Source organism: Tumidithrix helvetica PCC 7403 (assembly GCF_965232925.1).
Classification (GTDB): domain Bacteria; phylum Cyanobacteriota; class Cyanobacteriia; order Pseudanabaenales; family Pseudanabaenaceae; genus Tumidithrix; species Tumidithrix helvetica.
In genome coordinates, this window is record NZ_CBDDRA010000020.1 from 93,419 (window position 1) to 113,373 (window position 19,955).

Below are 19,955 nucleotides of genomic sequence, written 5' to 3' on the forward strand. Positions count from 1 at the left end.
ATTCTACTAAAAAGACGATCCTTGAACCATCTGGGTAATAGTGTATTTTTTGATGCTAACAACTTACAATTTGCATAAATAATATAAAAGTCTTGATTTGCGAAGATATGGCAATTTGCTTCTTTACAGAGGTATAGCATTTGCGTAATATCCTTTGCAGTCTGTAAACGTTTATCTTCCAAATGTCACAGCGATAGAATGTAGAGAGTAGGTTATTAAGCACCTCTAAGATCGAACGCAAATTTTCAGTTCCTTAGCATTAGACGTTAGTAGTCGATAAAACATTGTCAGAGGAAAGGTTAGATAATTTAAGGCCGTTTTATCAAGAACTGATCAAGCAAGAGCAGCTCAAAAAGATCCTACGCATTGCCCAGGAAAAGGAAAATGCCACGATTGGCGTGTTTTCATCATCTTTGGATGGAGATTTTTGGGAAGTCAGTCAAGCCTTTTGCGAACTGCTAGGCTACAAGGCTAACGAGTTATTAACCCAAACCTTTAGCGCGATCGCCTACCCTGAGGATCTTGCAACCTATCTACTTACGAAAGATCGGCTGCTCTTAGGGGATATTGACATCTGTCACTTGACCATGCGCTGTCTGCGTAAAGATGCCCAAAGCGTCAATATTCTGCTCAGCATTTACCCTTTGCAGTCCGAGCATGGCGAATGGTACTTTCTCTATAAATTTGAAGATATTACCGATCGCGATCGCACCCAAAAAGTTCTCAAAGAATCAGAAGAGCGCAGTCGTCTTTTATTTGAAAGCAACCCAAATCCCATGTGGATTTATAATGCTGAGTCCCTCAGATTTTTGAGCGTAAATGCGGCTGCAATTCAGCACTATGGTTATAGTCGCGAAGAATTTTTGTCGATGACCGTTAAAGATATTTGTCCTCAACAAGATGTGTCCGCATTGGTAAAGTATCTCGAAACAGTTCCTGAGGACGCCTTGTTCTCAAACGAGTCAAGGCATTGCAAACGGGATGGCACGATCGTTTTTGTCGAAGTTACTTCTCATTCACTTCCCTATAACGAACAACCTGCACGAATCGTTCTCGCCCATGATATTACAGAGCAAAGACTTACCGAGGTAGCGCTCCAACAAGCAGAAGCGAAGTATCGCAGTATTTTTGAAAATTCCGTGGGAGGCATCTTTCAGTCAACGCAGGATGGTCGCTACATTACAGCCAACCCAATGCTTGCCAGTATCTACGGTTATGATTCCCCTGAAGACTTAATGCGTGAATTGACAGATATTGCAACGCAACTCTATGTCGATCCCCAGCGACGCACGGAATTTGTCGAGACACTAGAAGCACAAGATGTAATTTGGCGATTTGAATCCCAAATTCGACGTAAAGATGGTTCGACGATTTGGATCTCTGAAAATGCTCGTGCAATACGTGATTCTAATGGTCGTCTATTATGTTATGAAGGAACAGTTGAGGACATTACAGAGCGCAAGTTAGCCGAAGCGAAGATCGCCCATTTAGCTTTTCATGACTCGCTAACCGACCTTCCCAATCGATCGCTATTTAGAGATAGGTTAAATCAGGCAATCTCTTTAGCAGAAAGACAATGGCAAGAGAGAAGCACGCATGGTAGTTATTCTACACCAGACGATGCTGCACCAAGCCTATCTGTTCTATTTCTCGATCTAGATCGATTTAAATTTGTCAACGATACCCTAGGGCATGCTGCTGGCGATACCCTTTTACAGGCAGTCTCTCAACGCTTGCTCAAATCTATTCGTAAAAGTGATACCCTCGCACGGATGGGAGGCGATGAGTTCCTAATTTTACTACCAGAAATTAGGGGAGCCGAAGATGCGATCAGCGTAGCCCAAAAGATTTTAAAAGGTTTAGAAACAGCTTTCATTCTTAACGAACAAGAAGTTCATATTGGTGCCAGTATCGGCATCAGTTTTTATCCTAATGATGGAACCGATCCAGAAACCTTAATGAAAAATGCTGATACCGCCATGTTTCGAGCAAAAGAACAGGGGAGGAATCATTATCAGCTTTACACCCATGTAATCGGTATGAGCGTGTTTGAACATGCTTTCATGGAAAATAGCCTTAGAAGAGCACTGCATCAATCTGAGTTTTGTCTATTTTATCAGCCACAAGTAGACCTCCACTCTGGGCAAATTGTCGGAATGGAAGCACTGGTTCGTTGGCAGCATCCTGACCTTGGGCTAGTTTATCCTGGACAATTTATTCCTCAAGCTGAGGAGTATGGCTTAATTGTGCCATTAGGTGAATGGGTAATGCGTCAAGCTTGTTCGCAAAACAAATCATGGCAAGATATGGGACTGTTACCCATAAGTATGGCAGTTAACTTCTCTGTGCGACAATTTCAATCTCCTACCTTTGTGGATACCGTAGCGCAGATTTTAGAGGAGACTGGTTTAGATCCTAAATATTTAGAATTAGAAATTACCGAAGGCGTGGTCATGAAGGATGAAAACATTGCAATCGCTTTACTTCAACATCTCCACGAAATGGGTATACAGATTTCGATTGATGACTTTGGTACGGGCTATTCTTCGCTAAGCCATTTGAAGCAATTCCCTGTGGGCAAGATTAAAATCGATGTTTCTTTTATTCGGGATATAAACATAAGTAGTGATGATGCTGCCATCACCACGGCGATCGTTGCGATGGCACACAGTCTCAAGCTTAAGGCGATCGCCGAAGGAGTAGAAACCGTCGATCAATTAAAATTCTTACAAGCACTCAAATGCGATGCCATGCAAGGCTTTCTGTTTAGCAAACCCGTTCCCGCAGATGAAGCCACGAAGATGCTGGTAGAAAAGCGACATTTCGTAGTAAGTGAATAGTTCCCAAATCTTTGAGTTCAATCTAAAAGCAGGGATAGATTCTATCCCTGCTTTTACAGCTTTGCTAGCGAATTGGTATTAGCTTACGGTTCCAATTTGATGCGTTTGTTTGAATTTACGCCTTACAAACCGTAAAAATGTCAGCCATCTTTGGGCAGGGGCATCGAAAAATGTAAAAATGTCACCATAAGCAGCAAACGCATTGAGATGATGCTGCCAATGCCTTTCAGGGGTTGTAATAAATAGTAAATTACACAGAATTAGAAACGGTTTAGGCGTTTTCCATTTCAGAATAGAAACATGTCTCCAAACTACGTGAAGTTCACCCAACAGAAGTCCAATAACCGTTCCTACTGGAGAAAACTGCCACAGCCAAGGTGTAAAGACAAAGTAAGGTAACGCACCCAGAATTCCGTCAAGCATAACGAGGGGGTTTCTAGTTAAAACCGCATAATGAAGGAAACTGCGGTTTTTGCCATGATGCACGATTGTATGAAACTTGCCGAATACATGCTCTGGTACATGGTACAAGAAGGTAGACAAGAAGTCACCAAGCAGAAGTAAGAGCCAAATTGCTGTAATTGCTTTAATAATTTCCAAAACAAATCCTCACCACTAACCATATGTTAGAAGATGAAGTTAAAGCCCTGTTTATATCTAGTTTAAGATATGAATATTTGCTCAGGTTAACTAAACTATTGCGATCGCCAACTTAAGTTGGGATTTTATAGCTGCTTCATTTACTTTGACTTATGAAGGTAATGATTAAAAACGGTCGTTGAAGAGGAAAACGATTAGAACAGTTAAATTTATTACAGGGACTGAATTGTAACGATCTCATTGTCAGATCATTATCAAGTTATACAATCGATCGAATTGTCTTGCAACTTTCTTCTTTTGGGAATTGTTGACATTTTTGGAAGCTTAGTGGGATGGACTTATATACTCCATTCAACGATGAACTTGTACCTTTCGGAACATCTCACCTATGCTTAACATCTAACTAGCACGAAGAAACGGGGGCTCAGAATCAAGATTATTCAGGAATTCATAAACATCAGGACAAAGATTTAGCACTTTATCCATCGAAGTTAAATGAAAGAAAGAAATCACGGAGTCCGAAGTAACAGAACCAACAACCAGCCGAAACCCGAACTGTCTTGAAAGCCTTAAAGCTCCTAAAATAACGCCTAGCCCAAAGGTGTTGATATGGGTGACATCTTGCATATCGATTACAAAATAGTCGATTTCTGGAGTAGCAAGAGCTTGTATCTGAGCAAAGATCGTGAAACGACTCTCATGATCCATTTTCCCACTTGGTCTAAGTACATGAACTTTTTTTTCCATTGTCACCACTTGATTGCAGAAATGAGATCGTTGCGAGTACAAAAATCAGATCGGGTTTTCCCCTTAAAAAAAACAGACTTTTTTCATAATTCCTTTTTTTTAGGATAAGCCGAAAAAGATAAGATAAAGCCTAGCAATTTGAGAAGAAAGCGACTAGAATAATCAAGTTTATACAAAATTTCTTGACGAGTTAAAAACCAGCTAAAAAAGCAAGATAAAGTTCAATAATTTGAGAAGAAAACGATTAGAAACGTTTAGGTTTAATAGCAGTCGAGCTATGAATAGCTCGATCTAAATGAGGATTTTAGTTGAGATTCTTCTGTTCGAATCAATACAGAGATTAGATGTAAATTACAAGATCGACAGAATGTATAACCTGTTGTTATATAAAGCTTTCACCTATTCATAAGATGTGCTAATGGATACTATTTAAGGCGATAGCCAACACCACGCACAGTTTCAATTAGATCGTCAGGGGCTCCAGCTCCGATCAGCTTATTTCGTAAACTTTGTAGATGGGCTTTGACAGTATATTCTGAAGGTGAATCGGCAAGATCCCAAATATTCTCAATGATTGCACCTCTGCTAAGGACGCGACGTCCATTCTTGATCATGAGTTCAAGTAATGCATATTCTTTTGGGGTAAGTTGAACGGGATGCTGGTTGTAAGTGACCTCATAGGTATCCAAATTAAGCTCTAAGTTTTCCCATTTCAGTACGGTGTCAACCTGTTTTAAACCCTGCTCTCGACGCTGCCAAGCTCGAATACGAGCAAATAGCTCTAGCAGGTCAATAGGCTTAGTAATAAAGTCATCAGCACCCGAATCTAAGCCAATCACTTTATCTACTGTGCTGCTACGCGCGGTAATCATAATAATAGGGAGAGTAAACCCATGAGAGCGAATGCTGCGACAAAGCCTAATTCCATCCAATTGGGGCAGCATAACATCTAGTAATATCAAACTATATTGATTAGCCTGAATCATTTGCCAGCCAGTTTCACCATCAAAAGCAACATCAACCACATAGTTTTGATCGGTGAGGGCTTCTACGAGGGTTTCTGAAGTTTTGAGATCGTCTTCTACAAGCAGAATCTTCATTGAGAATATTGTGTTTTATCGATTAGTAAGCAATTACGTCAGTTTTAACTATGCGTAAAAACCTACTGGCAAAAATAATAAATGGAGGCAAACATAAGATTGGAAATATAACTGGAGTAAGTTAAATACTTTTTGCAAAGTACCTCTTTAAATTAATTAATCTATATTTTACTTAACCACAAAAGTACCAAGAAATCAAAGGTGTACAATCTGAGTATATCCTCAACCTTTCATGCAAAAATCAATTTAAGGATTGTGATATGGATCCAAATAAAAACCAAGGTTTATATAAATAATACTTAAGCTCTGAAGCACATCTGAGATAAAAAGAGGGATTGCTTAGAATGTCATCAACAAAAATTCTAGTAGTTGAAGATGAGGTAATTACAGCCAGGGTCATTTCAGAAGAGCTCACTATGCTGGGATATATCGTTACGGACATAGTTAATTCTGATGAAGAAGCGATCGCTAGTGTGTCTGAAAATAAACCAGACTTGGTACTCTTGGATATCAGTTTGAAAAGCTCAAAGCGAGATGACATCGCGATCGCTACCACCCTGCGCGAAGCATTTCACCTCCCAGTGATTTACCTTACTGCACACACGGATGACGCTACGCTGGAACGAGCCAAAAATTCGGCTCCCTTTGGTTATCTAGTCAAACCTTTTGATGAGAGCGATCTGCGTGCTTCAATTGAGATTGCCCTGTACAAGCATCGTATGGAAAGTCAAGTTGCGGAACGTGAGGAGAGATTTCGACAACTGGCAGAAAATATTAACGATATATTCTTTTTGTTTTCTGCTGATTTTTCACAGGCAATTTATGTGAGCCCCGCTTGCGAAATTATCTGGGGTTATCCACCAGAGACTTTTTATGAAAATGCCCACATTTGGCTGACATTAGTTCATCCAGCAGATCTAGAGAAAATGCGGCTAGCCCCAGCACAGGCGAGGCAGGCAGAACAGTTGTTTGAATATCGGATTATTCGTTCCGATGGAACGATTCGTTGGCTGAGAACTCGTGCATTTCCAGTACAGAATGATATAGGTGAAGTTTATCGTATTGCTGGCGTGACCGAAGATATTAGCGATCGCAAACAAGCAGAAGATTCATTAAGGCTGCAACTCCAACGTGAGAAGTTAATTACTGAAATCACACAACAAATTCGCCAGTCTTTAGAACTTGATGAAATCCTTTCTGAGACTGTTACTAAGGTAAAACATATATTACAAGCCGATCGCGTGTCGATTTTTCGTCTTTATCCTGATGGCAGAGGCAAAATAATTCAAGAAAAAGTCGATCCCAAATACCCATCGTACTTAGATCTGACATGGCTAAATGAATATTTTGAGCCTAGCTGTTTTGCCTATTATTCTCAAGGACAACCGCGCATCATCTCGGATGTCATGACGGACGAATGGGGGACTTGTCTGGTGGAGTTGATGCAGTCTATGGGAGTAAAGTCTAAGATTGTCGCTCCAATTTTGCAACACTCACAGCGCAACCGTGAGAACTATCAAGAATCTAAACATGGGGACTTATGGGGACTATTGATCGCTCATGCCTGTACGGTCGATCGCAAATGGCAGGGGTCAGATGCAGAGTTACTACAACAAATCGCGAATCAATTGGCGATCGCGATTCAACAAGCACAGCTCTACACCCAAGTTAAAGATGAACTAGCCGATCGCATAAAGATAGAAGCGAAGTTACGTAAAAGTGAAGCAAATTTGGCTAAGGCAGAAAAATTGGCACATTTGGGTAATTGGGAATACGATCTCACCACAGGAAAAATTATTTGGTCTGAGGAGTTATTCCGAATTTGGGGTAGAGAACTTGCATTGGGTGAGCCAACCTATGCAGAATTATTGCAGATGGTACATCCCAGTCAGAGAGAAGAATTTGATACCACTGTGGCAAGGGCAATTCAAGCAGGAAAAAGTTATGAGATGGATTTGCAAATCCTACATCCAGATGGTTCTATAAGATATATCTGTTCTAGAGGCACAACTATACTTGATGAGAATGGTCGGAGAATTGCGCTATTTGGTGCGACCCATGATATTACAGAGCGCAAACTAGCCGAAATCGAACTTAAGCTTGCGAAAGAAGAACTAGAAAGTAAAGTAAGAGAAAGGACTTCTCAGCTAATGGCGGCAAATTTTTCTTTGCAAATGGAAATTGAAGAACATAAACGCACAGAGACGGCACTATCTCAAAGCGAGGCCCAACATTTAGCTTTACTAAATGCAATTCCTGACTTAATTTTTCGGATAAAAAGCAACGGGGATTTTATTGATTTTAAAGCTAGACGAGAACTGTTGGTGATGGAACCTCAGACAATTAAAGGTTCTAATATCGCTGATTCACCGTTGCCATCAGATACGATCGCTCAAATCATGAAAGCGGTTGAACGAGCGATCCAAACAAGTAATCTGCAGACCGTGGACTATTCTTTGGAATTACTCGATGGACAGATCCATTACTTTGAGTCTCGCATTTTGGTAAGTGGGAAAGATGAAGTCGTGGCATTTGTGCGGGACATTAGCGATCGTAAAGTTGCCGAAGCATCTCAACTGGCTTTGCAAAGAGAACTAGAACTTGCCAGATTACAGCGTAACTTCTTTTCAATGATTTCCCACGAATTTCGCACGCCATTGGGTGTAATTAAAATGTCGGCTCAACTCATAGAAAACAGCAGTAGCCAAAATATAGACGAACGGACTAGAAGGAATTTAATGCGAATTCAATCATCTATCTCTTACATCACCAGTCTCTTAGATGACATGATCACGCTTAATAGAGCCGAAGCTAATCAATTAGAGTTTAATCCGCAATCAGTTAACCTACTTGATTTCTGTCAAACCCTTGTTGATGAGCTACAGTTCGAAAATCAAACAGGAAATCAAACGAGAATTGTGGTTGTTCCTCGAAAAATTCAAAGTCAACAGACCGATCTAGATCCTAAACTTTTACGTTTTATCTTGTCAAATTTGCTCTCTAATGCAATCAAATATTCAGATCCTGCGTCTCAAATTATTTTTATGATTGACTACAGCCAAAATACGATCGTCTTTAGCATTCAAGATCGGGGCATTGGTATTCCCCTCGAAGAACAGAAGTACATTTTTGAGCCTTTTTATCGCGCCAGGAATGCAGATTCTTTCACTGGATCTGGTTTGGGACTAACCATTGTGAAAAAGTGTATCAAAGAGCATGGAGGTGATGTCTCGCTCACTAGTAAAGTAGGAGTTGGTACAACCTTTGTGGTTACACTTCCTTCTCAGCCTCCATTGCTCGATCTGTAGAAACTTTGACTATGAATTCAACTTCTCAGCGTCTCATGTTTGTTGGTATATCGATCAGTACGCTCTTTGCATCGATCGCTCTTTTTTATCCAGTTTTAGTGATGTGGGGCATGCTGGCAAATCCTAACGAATTTTTGAGCAACCCCATTCACGAAGCGCCTTCTCTAACACATTGGTTTGGTACAGATCAGCAGGGGCATGATGTCTTTACCCGCACGATCGCTGGCGCAGGCGTTGCATGGCAGGTTGTGTTGACGTCCACGATTTTGAGTTTACTGGTGGGTGTACCTTTAGGCATGATCAGCGGCTATAAAGGTGGTTGGATAGACAAAGGCTTGGTGTTTGTTATGGATGCGATTTATACCCTGCCGGGGCTGCTGCTATCGTTGACGATCGCCTTTGTCGTGGGGCCAGGTGTGTGGAATGCCGCGATCGCGCTCAGTGTTGCCTATATTCCACAGTACTTTCGCATTATTCGCAATCAAACGGTGAGCGTCAAAACCGAGCTATATATCGAAGCTGCCCAAGCGATCGGAGCAGACACTTGGACGGTTTTAACCCGCTATCTGGGACAAAATGTGATTCAAAGCTTGCCTGTGATCTTTACGCTCAATGCCGCAGATGCGATTCTCACCTTAGCGGGGCTAGGCTTTTTAGGGCTAGGCATTCCTGAAGATGTGCCGGAGTGGGGACACGATCTGAAACAAGCTTTAGATGCGCTTTCCACAGGTGAGAATATCTGGTGGACGACCTTGTTTCCCGGTTTGGCTATTACCATTATGGTGGTTGGGCTCTCTCTTGTAGGTGAAGGCTTAACCCAACGTCAGAAACGATAAAGCAATCATTCGCTAACGGGGCGATCGCCCTCAGTCTCGATCTCTTTGGGTAAAAATCGATTTGCTGCAATCTCAAGGATTTTGTCAATCGATGTATCTTGAAGAAATTTACGAGTCGCGGCAAGATGTTCTAGGTTTGGGCAGCGATCGCCAAGGATGCAACCATTGATGCAGGCTTCTTTACAGTTAATGGCTTCACTCATCGTAGATTTGGGTAGAAACCCCGTCCTTTAGCAACGCGAAGGACGGCTTTATATTTTAATTGAGTGCATCACAGAATGCGTACTATAATGTGAGGCATGGAAAAAGCTTTCAAATACCGATTCTATCCAACTCCTGAGCAGGAAACCTTGCTTAGGCGAACGATGGGATGCACTCGTTTGGTCTACAATCGGGCCCTCGCCGCAAGGACTGAGGCCTGGTATGAGAGACAGGAACGAGTCGGATATATTGAAACTTCGGCAATGCTGACTGAATGGAAAAAACAAGAAGACTTGCAATTTCTCAATAAAGTTAGCTGTGTGCCATTGCAACAAGGATTGAGGCATCTCCAAGCAGCATTTAGTAATTTTTTCGCAGGTCGGGCGCAATACCCAAACTTTAAGAAAAAGCATCATGGCGGCAGTGCTGAATTTACAAAGTCTGCTTTCCGATGGAAAGAGGGCAAAGTATTTTTGGCTAAAAGCCCTGAACCATTGGCTATTCGATGGAGCCGTCAATTTCCTAAAGGTGCGGAACCTTCTAGCATTACGGTGAAGCTCTCGCCATCTGGACGGTGGACAGTATCTTTGTTGGTGGATGTCGAGATTGAACCATTGTCTGAGTCTCCTAATCAAGTTGGAATTGACCTGGGGATTACCAGTTTGATTGCTTTGAGTACAGGTGAGCATGTTGCTAATCCCAAAGGCTTTGCGGCTAAACGCACTAAATTGCGTAAAGCTCAAAAGGCTTTGAGCCGTAAGCAAAAAGGATCGAGCAATCGTCAAAAAGCGAGACTCAAAGTCGCTAAAGTTCACGCCGAAATAAGCGATGCTCGTAATGATTTTCTTCACAAGTTGACAACTCGATTGGTGCGTGAAAACCAAACCATCGCCGTTGAGGATTTGGCTGTGAAGAATATGGTCAAGAACCACAAACTTGCCCTTGCTATTAGTGATGCTAGTTGGGGTGAATTGGTGAGACAACTTGAATATAAGTGCGATTGGTATGGTCGTACTTTCGTCAAGATTGACCGTTGGTTTCCGAGTTCTAAGCGATGCAGCAATTGTGGCTACATCGTTGAAAAGTTGCCGTTGAATATTAGAGAGTGGGATTGCCCTAAATGTGGGATAAACCATGACCGAGATACCAACGCAAGTAAGAATATTTTGGCGGCAGGGCTTGCCGTGTCAGTCTGTGGAGCGAGCGTAAGACCCGATAGGCATGAGTCTAAAGGGCAGTTGCGAAACCCCAGTAATGGGAAGAAACAGAAACCTAAGTCGTGAGTCTTAGGAATCACCGTTGCTTTAGCTCGGTGAGGATGTCAAAAAGGGCTTAAGTATTTTTTTGATTAATGGTGTTTTGGGATAAGCAAAGTGCTAAGAAAAGAGCCATTGCAATCCTTAATTGTTTGCGAACAATTGCCCAGATTGGCTATTGCTACCATAGCCCTTGAACGGTGGTAGAACCGTAGAAATAATAATCAGCTTCGTATCCAACTCCAATCTCTTTACCTGCATTTGAGGCATTGCAAGTTGTGGTGGGAGCCAAACCGCCAGAAGTATTGAGCCTTTGAATACTGGTGACATTGGACATCATACCCCTGCCTTCATGGGAAGTAACTTCAAGTAGCAGCCAAGGAATCGCAGTAGGATCGGGAGCCCCAACTTTTGCTTTTACCTTTGCCTTGACCTTGCTTTTATCGAGATATTCCCAACTTGGTCCGCCATAGTGGTGAATAATTTTCATACCCCGATCGTCAAATAGATAGGCTTCAGGAGCTTTGAATGTCCACGCAAATTTATTCTTGTCATTGGCTTTACAAGTATAAATCTGCGCACCTTGTGCAGAAGCCTTAAATAAGAGTTCCTCTCCTGGGCTGACTTGCAGTTTTTCAGGGACAATAGGTTTTACCGTTGCGGCGATCGCTGAACCAACGAAACCAAGCCCTAATAGCGCACCCAATAAGCATGGCGTCAAGCGAGCACTTCCTAATCCATTGCCCAGATTTCCCTGATATTTAGCTTGCTTAGACAAGAACGTTTTCATGAAATTTTTCCTCTATTCCACAATCGTTATTTTAAAAGTGTATTACTTTGTCGAGAAAATAAAATGTTGCTTCACCACATCCCAGCGATCGCAGTCCCAATAATCGACATGAGAACTAATTAGCCCTGCCTCATTCACTTGGAGTTCGCTCCAACCTGTTACTGAAATACGAGGCTTCCAAGGTAAAGGGGCATTCCAACTCATCGTCCAGCGAGTTTCGATCGTATTCTCGACGCGATCGATTTCATGGAGGTCTAATTTGAGCGCTTTAAACCAAGTGGTTATAAAGCCAATCATTTTTTTGTACTGCGCCAAACCCCGAAAGTTATAAACAGGATCTTTAAAATAAACATCCTCAGCATAGATGCTATAAGTTTGTGCCTCTGGAAATTTTTGATAATCGGCTTTGACAATCTCAATCAGGTTCGGATCCATCTCTTTTTTCGTTATACCAATTTCAAGTGAATTTGCCACAGATTTGGATTTGAGTTTCGCGCTACGCGCGGGGTTTCAAAAAAACTGCGTCGTAGTTCTTTTGAAACTGTTATTCGTGACTTTAAACAGATCGGGGATTTTATCTGCAACAGTTCGATTTAATCTGTCGCACGGCTAAGCCTATCTACCAAATTCTGGGGACACCCTAATAAAATGATAGATTGATGTAGTGCGATTATCCCACGCGAAAGGACTTGCTTAGAACGATACTGAGCGTTATTAGAGAAGCTGTCAAAACAATGGTTGTAATAAAAATAGGCATCTTTAGACTTTGCGCTTCAATGACCCGATGTTGAAAGGGTCTCTCAGTATCATTGGTTGGAACGATCGAACTTTGCCCAAAAGCAGCACTGGGCAATATCAATGCAGAGATCAGAATGATAGAAATCGTAATCAATGAGAGTTTCATGATTTTATCCTCCATCAAATCTCTAAGTTTTCTTAAAGAGATTCTCTACTTAAGAATACTAAGATCGATCGGGTAGAGTCCCTAAATATCATGAATCTAAACAATCTTAGTTAAGATTTATGCATAGATAATTTTGGGGGTTACGTTAAGAACCAATACATTTATTCCTAAGGGATACCTAATTTCAATACGCTCACGTTCCTTTTTCCATCAAAATCTTAGCTGCCTGCTTGGTTCGTTTAATTAAGGTTAGTGAAAAGATTGAAGTAATGCCAGAAAATTCAACTAAGCTTAGTCGCCTAAAGACAAATGATAGCAAGGTAAACAATCCGAAGACATTGTTAAATTGTTCACAATGCTAATCTCTAACCGCCATAACCCGTAAACTGTAATGATGGTACGGTGAAACTCTTATGATTGATTTAGACCGATGCTATCGATTACTTGGACTAGAGCCAAGTGCTTCTCTTGAAGAAGTGAATCAAGCCTATAGAGACTTGGCATTTATTTGGCATCCCGATCGCATTCCCAAGGATGACCTAAGGTTGCAGGCAAAAGCCCAAGAAAAATTAAAAGAGATCAATCATGCGCGCGATCAGGTGCGATCGCATCGCTCTTCCGCACAGGCTCACACGACACAATCTCACACTACACAAGCCCACTCTGCCCAAGGGCACTCCACACAAACCAATCAATATTCACACCAAGCTAAAAGCCAGTCCACACAATCAACCCAGTCAAACTATCAGGCACATCACCAACCCAATCCTCAGACCAACCACCAACAATATAGTTACCAAACAAATCATCAGGCTAGCCATCAATATGGCGCTAAAACCAAAACCCAATCGACCCAATACACTGCTCCACGCCAACCGCAGCAAACTTATCAACCGCGCTATCAGCCGACCCCCAAGCCCACACCTCAACCAAACCCTCAGCCAAAACGACCAGATCACTTGAGTGGAGCCGATCTCAGTGGGGCAGACCTGCGCGAAAAATATCTTGAAGGTCGCAATCTTAGCAACGCCAACCTTAGCAATGCCAATCTGACGGATGCCTTTTTGCATCAAGTCAATTTTGAAAATGCCAACCTGTACAGAGCTAATTTATTTAGAGCCAACCTCTTACAAGCAAATTTAGCCAAAGCGAATCTCAGGGAAGCAAACTTAATTGGTGCCGATCTGAGTGGCGCCGATCTGAGTGGTGCTGACTTGACGGGCGCTCGTATCGGTTACAACAATCGCATTATGGTAAAGCTAACGGGGGCAAACCTCAAAGGGGCAATTATGCCCGATGGCTCAGTTCATGCCTAATTCGTTGATGTGGATCAAGCCATTTTGCGGATGCGATCGCTACTTGAGCAAGTTAGGTTAAAACTATGTCTCGGATAATTCCTCAATAGCGCGGTTTGCTAAGTTAAATTAGCCTTACCCCGCTATTTTCGTTTTATAAGGGAACTATTCAATGTTTTCAGCAATCTTTTCAAAAGCTAAACAATAGCCATCACGACTAACTTTTAGACCTGACAAAGGTGACTCAAGGTTTAGGCAGCGTTGTCCTCGATAAAACTGGCAGTTGCCACAGACGCGCAAATTGTCATTGTCAGCATCAGCCAACTCATCCGAGAGTAATTCTCTTTGGGTGAGCCCCCGAATGATTAACTCTTCACCTTGCCACCTCGCTTCAACGATACCTGTATCGGCAAAGTTTAGCCAACGTGAATCGGCAGTGATTTCTGCAGGTAATGTCAGCACCACAGCCGAATCTAGCTCTGCTAACTCCCCTTCATAGGGATGTGGTGTAGCGCGATCGGATCTAGGTGGAATTGCGGTGTGAAAAGACTCACCCACTGCTAGCTCTAAACGTTTGCCAGAAGGGGGGCAATGAACGTGATAGCGATTGCTCAATTCGTCTAAATTTGCCAGATCTGCCAAATAGTCAGCACTGCCATGCATAAATACAATGTGCTGAGGCTTTAAATTGTGGATCAGCTGCGTTGTACCCGCAATATCACTGTGATCGGCTAAAAGATAGGTGTCAATCTTGGCAGAAATATTAGGAAAGTCATTATTTGAGAGATTTGCCCCACGACTTTGAAATTCGGGTAGAAGTATGAGCCAAGGTCTTGTCCCTTTACTGAGCCATTCTGTCCAGCCAGAATGCTTGTCAACCAATAAAATACAAGGCTCGGCATTAAGCTGCTGACCTGATTCAATGCGTCCGACATGCGGTCTTACTTTTTTGTCCCAAAATAGCGGTTGATGTTGCGCAAAATTTCGCACAGAGTTGGGTAAGTAAGGCATCAAATCTAAATAGGCATCGCACCCAAGCGCGATCGCGGCATCTACCCAAATATCAATATCTTTACCTGTAAATTGATGATGGCTGCGCAGTAACATTAAAATTTCTTGCCCAATCCCAATTCTCGATACGGGCAAGATCGCTGAATAACCGAGCGCGATCGCCTCGATAATTTTGGCAGCTAAATCGTTTTCTTGGCTGCGGCGGTGAGGATGCTTGGCTGTGCCATAGCTGCCTTCAATAATCAGAACATCGGGCGACAAACCCCGAAAGTCTTCTAATCGCAGGGACTCAACTAGGCGAGAGTTAGAGAGAAAAAAGTCACCCGTATAGAGAATTGAGTATTCTCGATCTTTGGCAGTGTAAGTCAAGCTCAAGCTTGCCGCTCCGGGTAAATGCCCAGAGGGCAGCAACTTTGCCGATAAGTTGGGTTGAATTTGATATTCTGTCCGCCAAGCCAAGGGAATGCAAAATTCGGGCGGGGCAAGGGCGGGATCTGCCCAAGCTAAAGGCAGCAAGCGAGTGGTTACTTCACTTGCGTAAATCGGCAAGTTAGGGGCAATCGCGTGCAGTTCTTTTAAACCGCGCCCATGATCGGAATGGGCATGACTGCAAAAAACCCCTGCCCAAGGCACGATAACTTCAGATGAAACCGCAGAATCGAGTCCTGACTGAAACAAGGCTGATAAATCGGTCAAGCCGCAATCAAGCAGAAACCAGTAGGGACCCAAGCGCACTTGGAAACATACACCCTCACCATGTTGACCCGACGCTAGCGGTAGGCATTCCAGTTCAGCCACAGGCAATTCCCTGTTCCCTCAGGAAACGCTTCGCGATCGGACGGCGGGACGCTGCCCCTCGATGATTGATTGTGGCAAAGTTTTGAGATTTAGGGTTTTGCCTAATAAGTAGCTCTCGTCGAATTGGTTGGGCGTTCGCTATTTTAATTTTGGCTAGTTTTATTATTTCCTTACTCAAAAAATTCCCATCTATTAAGGGGAAAAACAAATGAAATAAAGAATTTAAATGTGTTTTTAAATACATCGTTGAAACGCTTGACTGGGGCGTATTTGCATAAAAAATTAATGAAGAATTTCTTGGTGAAATAGACCTAAGTAATTTTATCTCTTCCAAAGGGGTGATTTTTGATCCCCATCGATCCTCTATTTTGTATTGAGGCATACAGAAACCTTACAAAAGTATTCCACTTTTGTGAAATGGTTACAGGGAAACCGATCAACCAGTTTTTAATGCTTCTCTAAGAAAAATATAAAACGAGAAATCTAAAACCTACTCTTTACAACAGTCTATTTACAAATCTTCTTTATATTCCAACCATCTAGAGATTCCGGCTTAACGAAATCTAGTTTGCAGTCTTTACTATGAATACCTTTGCAGCAATGTGGGTCGTATCAATCGGCTCCACTTTCTTTAGCGCGCTCTTTTTTAATCTCAACAAAACAATTCTTGGCTCGCCTTCCGATCAGAGCGTCAAGTATATTGACCAATCTGCTGTTAACAATTCTGTGCAATCTAAAGGTTTAACTTTTATCCCCAAGCGATCGCAGTTCCATACCATTTCTCTACAGGCTACTGCTGCGAACCATTGGATGATTTTTGTCAACCAGAAACCAATCTTAACGCTGAGCCACATTGCAGATGCAGCGACGGTAGCCGCGAGGCTAGAATTTTTGCTAAATTCCTCTAGCTTCGATCCGAACAAAATTCTGCCAGTGATTAGCAATGGTAATTACATTGGGCAATACGAGTCGGCAATGCTATTTACAGTCCCAATTCTTGGAATTGCTAACCCAGAATTAAATCTAACTCAATGGGTTAACAACTTACGTCAAGCTACAGGTGCAAAGCCCTTGACTTTAGTTGAGTCACAACAACAGATGTTTCAGCTTACGGCTACAGACCACAGCGTGCAGGGCGAGGCATCTTGGTATGGGTGGGATTTTCATGGCTTGCCAACTGCTTCAGGAGAAACCTTTGAGCAAAAAGGGTTTACGGCTGCTCATCCTTCTTTGCCCCTCGATACCTATCTAAAAGTTACGAATCTCCGCAATGGGAAATCGGTGATTGTACGGGTAAACGATCGCGGGCCCTATGTGGGCGATCGCATTCTCGATCTTTCCCATGCCGCCGCCATAGAAATTGATAGCGAACATGTAGGTGTTGTCGAAATTAGCGCGACGGTGATGCAAGTGCGATCGTAAGAAGGTCGCCCGTTTTGTTCACCCAGTTGGGTGATGTTGGCAAGCCATTCAAACCGATAATCTAATTACATTAAAGCCTTAAACTGACTGCGCCCAGAAACCCTTCTGGGCTTTTTTTTGTTTTTGAAGCAATCGCGAATCATGAGTCGTTGGCAATATCCAAGCGATCGTTCGCGGAAAAAAAAGGTCGCCCGTTAAGTTCACCCAACTGGGTGATGTTGGCAAGTTATCCAAACCGATAATCTAATTACATTAAAACCTTAAACTGACTGCGCCCAGAAACCCTTCTGGGCTCTTTTTTGCTTTTTGGGGACAGTCTCGAACGAGTAAACTTTATCGAAACCAAAGCGATCGACTAAGGTAGAAAGGTCACCCGTTTTGTTCACCCAGTTGGGTGATGTTGGCAAGCCATTCAAACCGATAATCTAATTACATTAAAGCCTTAAACTGACTGCGCCCAGAAACCCTTCTGGGCTTTTTATTTTTTAGAATATTTTAGAACAATTGCATCATAGGACACGGAGGATTGGCGTTTAGGTTTTGGCTTTTCGCTAGCAAGGGTTGGCAAAATACAATTACAGACTTTTTCTTGTTTCTGTATATACATAACCCTGAAATAATCACGCCAATCAAACCATCCAAATCGAGGAGTCACCTCTATGGCAAACGCAGAACATCTGGCATTGCTAAAACAAGGCGTAGCTACATGGAATCGATGGAAGGCTACTCATCCTGAAATTGTGCCAGATTTAAGTAGTGCTAACCTCAAACTTGGAAATCTCAGAGAAGCAGATCTGCGTGGGGTAAATCTGCGTTGGGCAAATCTAAGCTGTGCCAATTTGCTCGGTGCAAACTTGAGCAATGCCGATTTACGAAAGGCTAATTTGCGAGAAGTCGATCTATACCGTGCAAAGCTCATTGGTGCCGATCTCAGTGGTGCTTATCTCTGTCACACCTACCTCAGAGAAGCAAATTTCGATGGCGCTATCCTTAGTTCAGCCATGATGACAAATGCTGACTTAACTGAGGCACTGTTTAGTAATGCCGATCTCAGTGGTGCAAACCTCAGTGGCAGCGATCTAATCGGCTCAAATCTCAACCATGCCACGCTCAGTGATGCTGAGCTACAAACTGCCAATCTCTCAAAAGCCAATCTCAGCTTTGCGAATCTTAGTGGTGCCAATCTCAGTGAAGCTAATTTAAGTAACACCAACCTGAGTAATGCCATTTTGAGCAGTACTAATCTGACACAAGCGAATTTCAATAATGCTGACCTGAGCGATACCATTCTCAATCATGCTGTTTTGGTGGGAGCTGACTTGAGTGATGCTGTTTTAAGTAATGCTAATCTCAGTCACGCTAACCTGACAGATGCGATTCTCAATCGTGCCACCCTCAGCAATGCCACCCTCAGTAATGCAAATATTACCAATGCCCAGATGTGCGATGCCATTCTTAGCGATGCCCAGCTCGATCACGCCAACCTCACTGGCGCGAATCTTAATGGCGCTCAGTTGATTTCAGCTAGGTTAGAGGCAGCGTTTTTGATCGGCACAAACTTGATCAAGGCAAATTTACGACTGGCGGTGCTTACAGGCGTTAGTTTTCGAGATGCCAATCTCAGTGGGGCAAGTTTGAGTGGGGCAATTATGCGGGGAGCCGTGATGCCAGATGGCTCTGTGGTGGGTTACGAATAACGGGGTCTGGGCGTTAGGATGCTGTTCTATCGATCGCTTGGGATTGCTATAGCTCCAGATGGAACTACCGATTGTCTATCATCCTGATTATGTTGTCCCTTTACCCGATGGGCATCGATTCCCCATGGTAAAGTTTCGTTTGTTGACAGAAATGCTTTTGGCAGAAGGGGTCGTGCAGTCTAAACAATTGCATCTGCCTGAATTACCACCAAGAGCATGGATCGAGTCGGTGCACGATCCGAGTTACGTGCAGGCCTATTGCGAGGGTAGCCTGGATCGCAAAGCATTACGACGCATTGGACTGCCTTGGAGTGAAGGGTTGGCACATCGTACTTGCATTGCTGTAGGGGGGACAATACTTACGGCTCAGTTGGCTTTGCAGTGTGGGTTAGCCTGTAACACAGCGGGAGGAACCCATCATGCCTTTCCCAACTATGGATCGGGTTTTTGCATTTTTAACGATCTGGCGATCGCCGCAAGGGTAATCCAGCAGCTAGGATTAGCTAAAAAAATTCTAATCGTCGATTTAGATGTGCATCAGGGGGATGGCACGGCATTTATTTTTGCCGATTCTAAGCAAGTGTTTACCTTTTCAATGCACTGCCAGATTAATTTTCCGAGTACAAAACAAAAGAGCGATCTCGATGTTCCTCTGCCTGAAGGCATGGAGGATGATGCCTATCTACGCACCTTAGCGGACTATCTGCCCGATCTGCTCTCAGAGTTTAAGCCCGATCTGGTGCTTTACGATGCAGGGGTTGACCCCCATGTCGGCGATCGCTTAGGGAAACTAGCGCTTACGGATACTGGGTTGTATCGGCGGGACATGAAGGTTTTGAGTACTTGCTTGGCGCAACGATACCCCGTAGCCTGTGTAATAGGTGGCGGCTATGCTGAAGATTTACGAGCCTTAGTCTATCGGCATTCTTTGCTACATCGAGCTGCCAGTGAGGTGTTTCGCCACTATCGGCTTTAATTCAGATTGACCACCAATTCTAGAGAATCAGAATCTTTTTAATCTTTAGTTTGGACTAATCGGCAGCAAGGCAAGAGCAACAGAAAGGCACGAGAAAATAGAGCAAGAAATTGCAAAGGCTAAGTCAAGCTCAAACATGAAAAGAGAATTAGAAGCTAAATGGCAATTGACACA

At 43.0% G+C, this 19,955-nt stretch carries 17 protein-coding genes; 8 read left to right on the forward strand and 9 right to left on the reverse strand.

The genetic code is table 11. From position 1 onward, the window contains the following. Positions 1-284: 284 nt before the first annotated feature. On the forward strand, positions 285-2,840 hold the full coding sequence (locus ACP2WE_RS18125; protein WP_425216950.1) for a sensor domain-containing protein: 2,556 nt from the start codon (positions 285-287) through the stop codon (positions 2,838-2,840). Positions 2,841-2,918: 78 nt separating this feature from the next. On the opposite strand, the gene ACP2WE_RS18130 is transcribed toward ACP2WE_RS18125, so the two are convergent. The 3 genes from ACP2WE_RS18130 to ACP2WE_RS18140 form a co-directional block, all read right to left on the reverse strand. Next, positions 2,919-3,440, reverse strand: coding sequence for a sterol desaturase (locus ACP2WE_RS18130; RefSeq protein ID WP_425216951.1), 522 nt, complete (start codon positions 3,438-3,440; stop codon positions 2,919-2,921). 399 nt (positions 3,441-3,839) lie between these two features. Continuing rightward, the gene (locus ACP2WE_RS18135) at positions 3,840-4,187 is read right to left on the reverse strand and encodes an STAS domain-containing protein (RefSeq protein ID WP_425216952.1); all 348 of its coding nucleotides are present in this window, start codon (positions 4,185-4,187) and stop codon (positions 3,840-3,842) included. 425 nt (positions 4,188-4,612) lie between these two features. Further along, positions 4,613-5,287 (reverse strand): response regulator transcription factor, encoded by a 675-nt coding sequence (locus ACP2WE_RS18140; protein WP_425216953.1) that lies wholly within the window; start codon positions 5,285-5,287, stop codon positions 4,613-4,615. 344 nt (positions 5,288-5,631) lie between these two features. Here ACP2WE_RS18140 and ACP2WE_RS18145 point away from each other — a divergent pair, with 344 nt between their 5' ends. Further along, positions 5,632-8,595 (forward strand): PAS domain-containing protein, encoded by a 2,964-nt coding sequence (locus tag ACP2WE_RS18145; RefSeq protein WP_425216954.1) that lies wholly within the window; start codon positions 5,632-5,634, stop codon positions 8,593-8,595. Between the two features lie 11 nt (positions 8,596-8,606). Further along, the gene (locus tag ACP2WE_RS18150; protein WP_425216955.1) at positions 8,607-9,431 is read left to right on the forward strand and encodes an ABC transporter permease; all 825 of its coding nucleotides are present in this window, start codon (positions 8,607-8,609) and stop codon (positions 9,429-9,431) included. A 5-nt stretch (positions 9,432-9,436) separates the two neighbouring features. Here ACP2WE_RS18150 and ACP2WE_RS18155 read toward each other — a convergent pair whose 3' ends face one another. Beyond that, positions 9,437-9,634, reverse strand: coding sequence for a hypothetical protein (locus ACP2WE_RS18155; protein ID WP_425216956.1), 198 nt, complete (start codon positions 9,632-9,634; stop codon positions 9,437-9,439). Between the two features lie 96 nt (positions 9,635-9,730). Here ACP2WE_RS18155 and ACP2WE_RS18160 point away from each other — a divergent pair, with 96 nt between their 5' ends. Then, entirely contained in the window at positions 9,731-10,915 is a 1,185-nt protein-coding gene (locus ACP2WE_RS18160) for an RNA-guided endonuclease InsQ/TnpB family protein (RefSeq protein WP_425216957.1), read from the forward strand. Positions 10,916-11,069: 154 nt separating this feature from the next. On the opposite strand, the gene ACP2WE_RS18165 is transcribed toward ACP2WE_RS18160, so the two are convergent. The 3 genes from ACP2WE_RS18165 to ACP2WE_RS18175 form a co-directional block, all read right to left on the reverse strand. Further along, complete coding sequence (locus tag ACP2WE_RS18165) at positions 11,070-11,678, reverse strand: DUF3455 domain-containing protein (RefSeq protein ID WP_425216958.1); 609 nt, start codon at positions 11,676-11,678, stop codon at positions 11,070-11,072. A 42-nt stretch (positions 11,679-11,720) separates the two neighbouring features. Continuing rightward, positions 11,721-12,113 (reverse strand): C6orf136 family protein, encoded by a 393-nt coding sequence (locus ACP2WE_RS18170; protein WP_425216969.1) that lies wholly within the window; start codon positions 12,111-12,113, stop codon positions 11,721-11,723. Positions 12,114-12,348: 235 nt separating this feature from the next. After that, a complete protein-coding gene (locus ACP2WE_RS18175; protein WP_425216959.1) occupies positions 12,349-12,582 on the reverse strand; it encodes a hypothetical protein in 234 nt (77 codons plus the stop codon). Between the two features lie 413 nt (positions 12,583-12,995). On the opposite strand from ACP2WE_RS18175, the gene ACP2WE_RS18180 reads away from it, so the two are divergent. Continuing rightward, the gene (locus ACP2WE_RS18180) at positions 12,996-13,898 is read left to right on the forward strand and encodes a pentapeptide repeat-containing protein (protein ID WP_425216960.1); all 903 of its coding nucleotides are present in this window, start codon (positions 12,996-12,998) and stop codon (positions 13,896-13,898) included. A gap of 144 nt (positions 13,899-14,042) precedes the next feature. Here ACP2WE_RS18180 and ACP2WE_RS18185 read toward each other — a convergent pair whose 3' ends face one another. Beyond that, a complete protein-coding gene (locus tag ACP2WE_RS18185) occupies positions 14,043-15,686 on the reverse strand; it encodes an MBL fold metallo-hydrolase (protein WP_425216961.1) in 1,644 nt (547 codons plus the stop codon). After that, positions 15,679-16,068 (reverse strand): hypothetical protein, encoded by a 390-nt coding sequence (locus ACP2WE_RS18190; protein WP_425216962.1) that lies wholly within the window; start codon positions 16,066-16,068, stop codon positions 15,679-15,681. Before ACP2WE_RS18190 ends, ACP2WE_RS18185 begins: the two co-directional genes overlap by 8 nt. 200 nt (positions 16,069-16,268) lie before the next feature. Between ACP2WE_RS18190 and ACP2WE_RS18195 the strand changes: the two genes are divergently transcribed. The 3 genes from ACP2WE_RS18195 to ACP2WE_RS18205 all read left to right on the forward strand — a co-directional run bounded on the left by ACP2WE_RS18195 (position 16,269) and on the right by ACP2WE_RS18205 (position 19,781). Next, positions 16,269-17,108, forward strand: a complete 840-nt coding sequence (locus tag ACP2WE_RS18195; protein WP_425216963.1) for a septal ring lytic transglycosylase RlpA family protein — start codon at positions 16,269-16,271, stop codon at positions 17,106-17,108. Positions 17,109-17,767: 659 nt separating this feature from the next. Then, positions 17,768-18,805, forward strand: coding sequence for a pentapeptide repeat-containing protein (locus ACP2WE_RS18200; protein WP_425216964.1), 1,038 nt, complete (start codon positions 17,768-17,770; stop codon positions 18,803-18,805). Positions 18,806-18,863: 58 nt separating this feature from the next. Next, entirely contained in the window at positions 18,864-19,781 is a 918-nt protein-coding gene (locus tag ACP2WE_RS18205; protein ID WP_425216965.1) for a histone deacetylase family protein, read from the forward strand. Positions 19,782-19,955 lie beyond the last annotated feature (174 nt).

Excerpts from the sequence above, each read along its gene's own strand:
- ACP2WE_RS18135 (WP_425216952.1), bottom strand. The coding sequence starts at position 4,187 with ATGGAAAAAAAAGTTCATGTACTTAGACCAAGTGGGAAAATGGATCAT.
- ACP2WE_RS18140 (WP_425216953.1), bottom strand. The coding sequence starts at position 5,287 with ATGAAGATTCTGCTTGTAGAAGACGATCTCAAAACTTCAGAAACCCTC.
- ACP2WE_RS18145 (WP_425216954.1), top strand. The coding sequence starts at position 5,632 with ATGTCATCAACAAAAATTCTAGTAGTTGAAGATGAGGTAATTACAGCC.
- ACP2WE_RS18150 (WP_425216955.1), top strand. The coding sequence starts at position 8,607 with ATGAATTCAACTTCTCAGCGTCTCATGTTTGTTGGTATATCGATCAGT.
- ACP2WE_RS18155 (WP_425216956.1), bottom strand. The coding sequence starts at position 9,634 with ATGAGTGAAGCCATTAACTGTAAAGAAGCCTGCATCAATGGTTGCATC.
- ACP2WE_RS18160 (WP_425216957.1), top strand. The coding sequence starts at position 9,731 with ATGGAAAAAGCTTTCAAATACCGATTCTATCCAACTCCTGAGCAGGAA.
- ACP2WE_RS18165 (WP_425216958.1), bottom strand. The coding sequence starts at position 11,678 with ATGAAAACGTTCTTGTCTAAGCAAGCTAAATATCAGGGAAATCTGGGC.
- ACP2WE_RS18170 (WP_425216969.1), bottom strand. The coding sequence starts at position 12,113 with ATGGATCCGAACCTGATTGAGATTGTCAAAGCCGATTATCAAAAATTT.
- ACP2WE_RS18175 (WP_425216959.1), bottom strand. The coding sequence starts at position 12,582 with ATGAAACTCTCATTGATTACGATTTCTATCATTCTGATCTCTGCATTG.
- ACP2WE_RS18180 (WP_425216960.1), top strand. The coding sequence starts at position 12,996 with ATGATTGATTTAGACCGATGCTATCGATTACTTGGACTAGAGCCAAGT.
- ACP2WE_RS18190 (WP_425216962.1), bottom strand. The coding sequence starts at position 16,068 with ATGCCTCAATACAAAATAGAGGATCGATGGGGATCAAAAATCACCCCT.
- ACP2WE_RS18195 (WP_425216963.1), top strand. The coding sequence starts at position 16,269 with ATGAATACCTTTGCAGCAATGTGGGTCGTATCAATCGGCTCCACTTTC.
- ACP2WE_RS18200 (WP_425216964.1), top strand. The coding sequence starts at position 17,768 with ATGGCAAACGCAGAACATCTGGCATTGCTAAAACAAGGCGTAGCTACA.
- ACP2WE_RS18205 (WP_425216965.1), top strand. The coding sequence starts at position 18,864 with ATGGAACTACCGATTGTCTATCATCCTGATTATGTTGTCCCTTTACCC.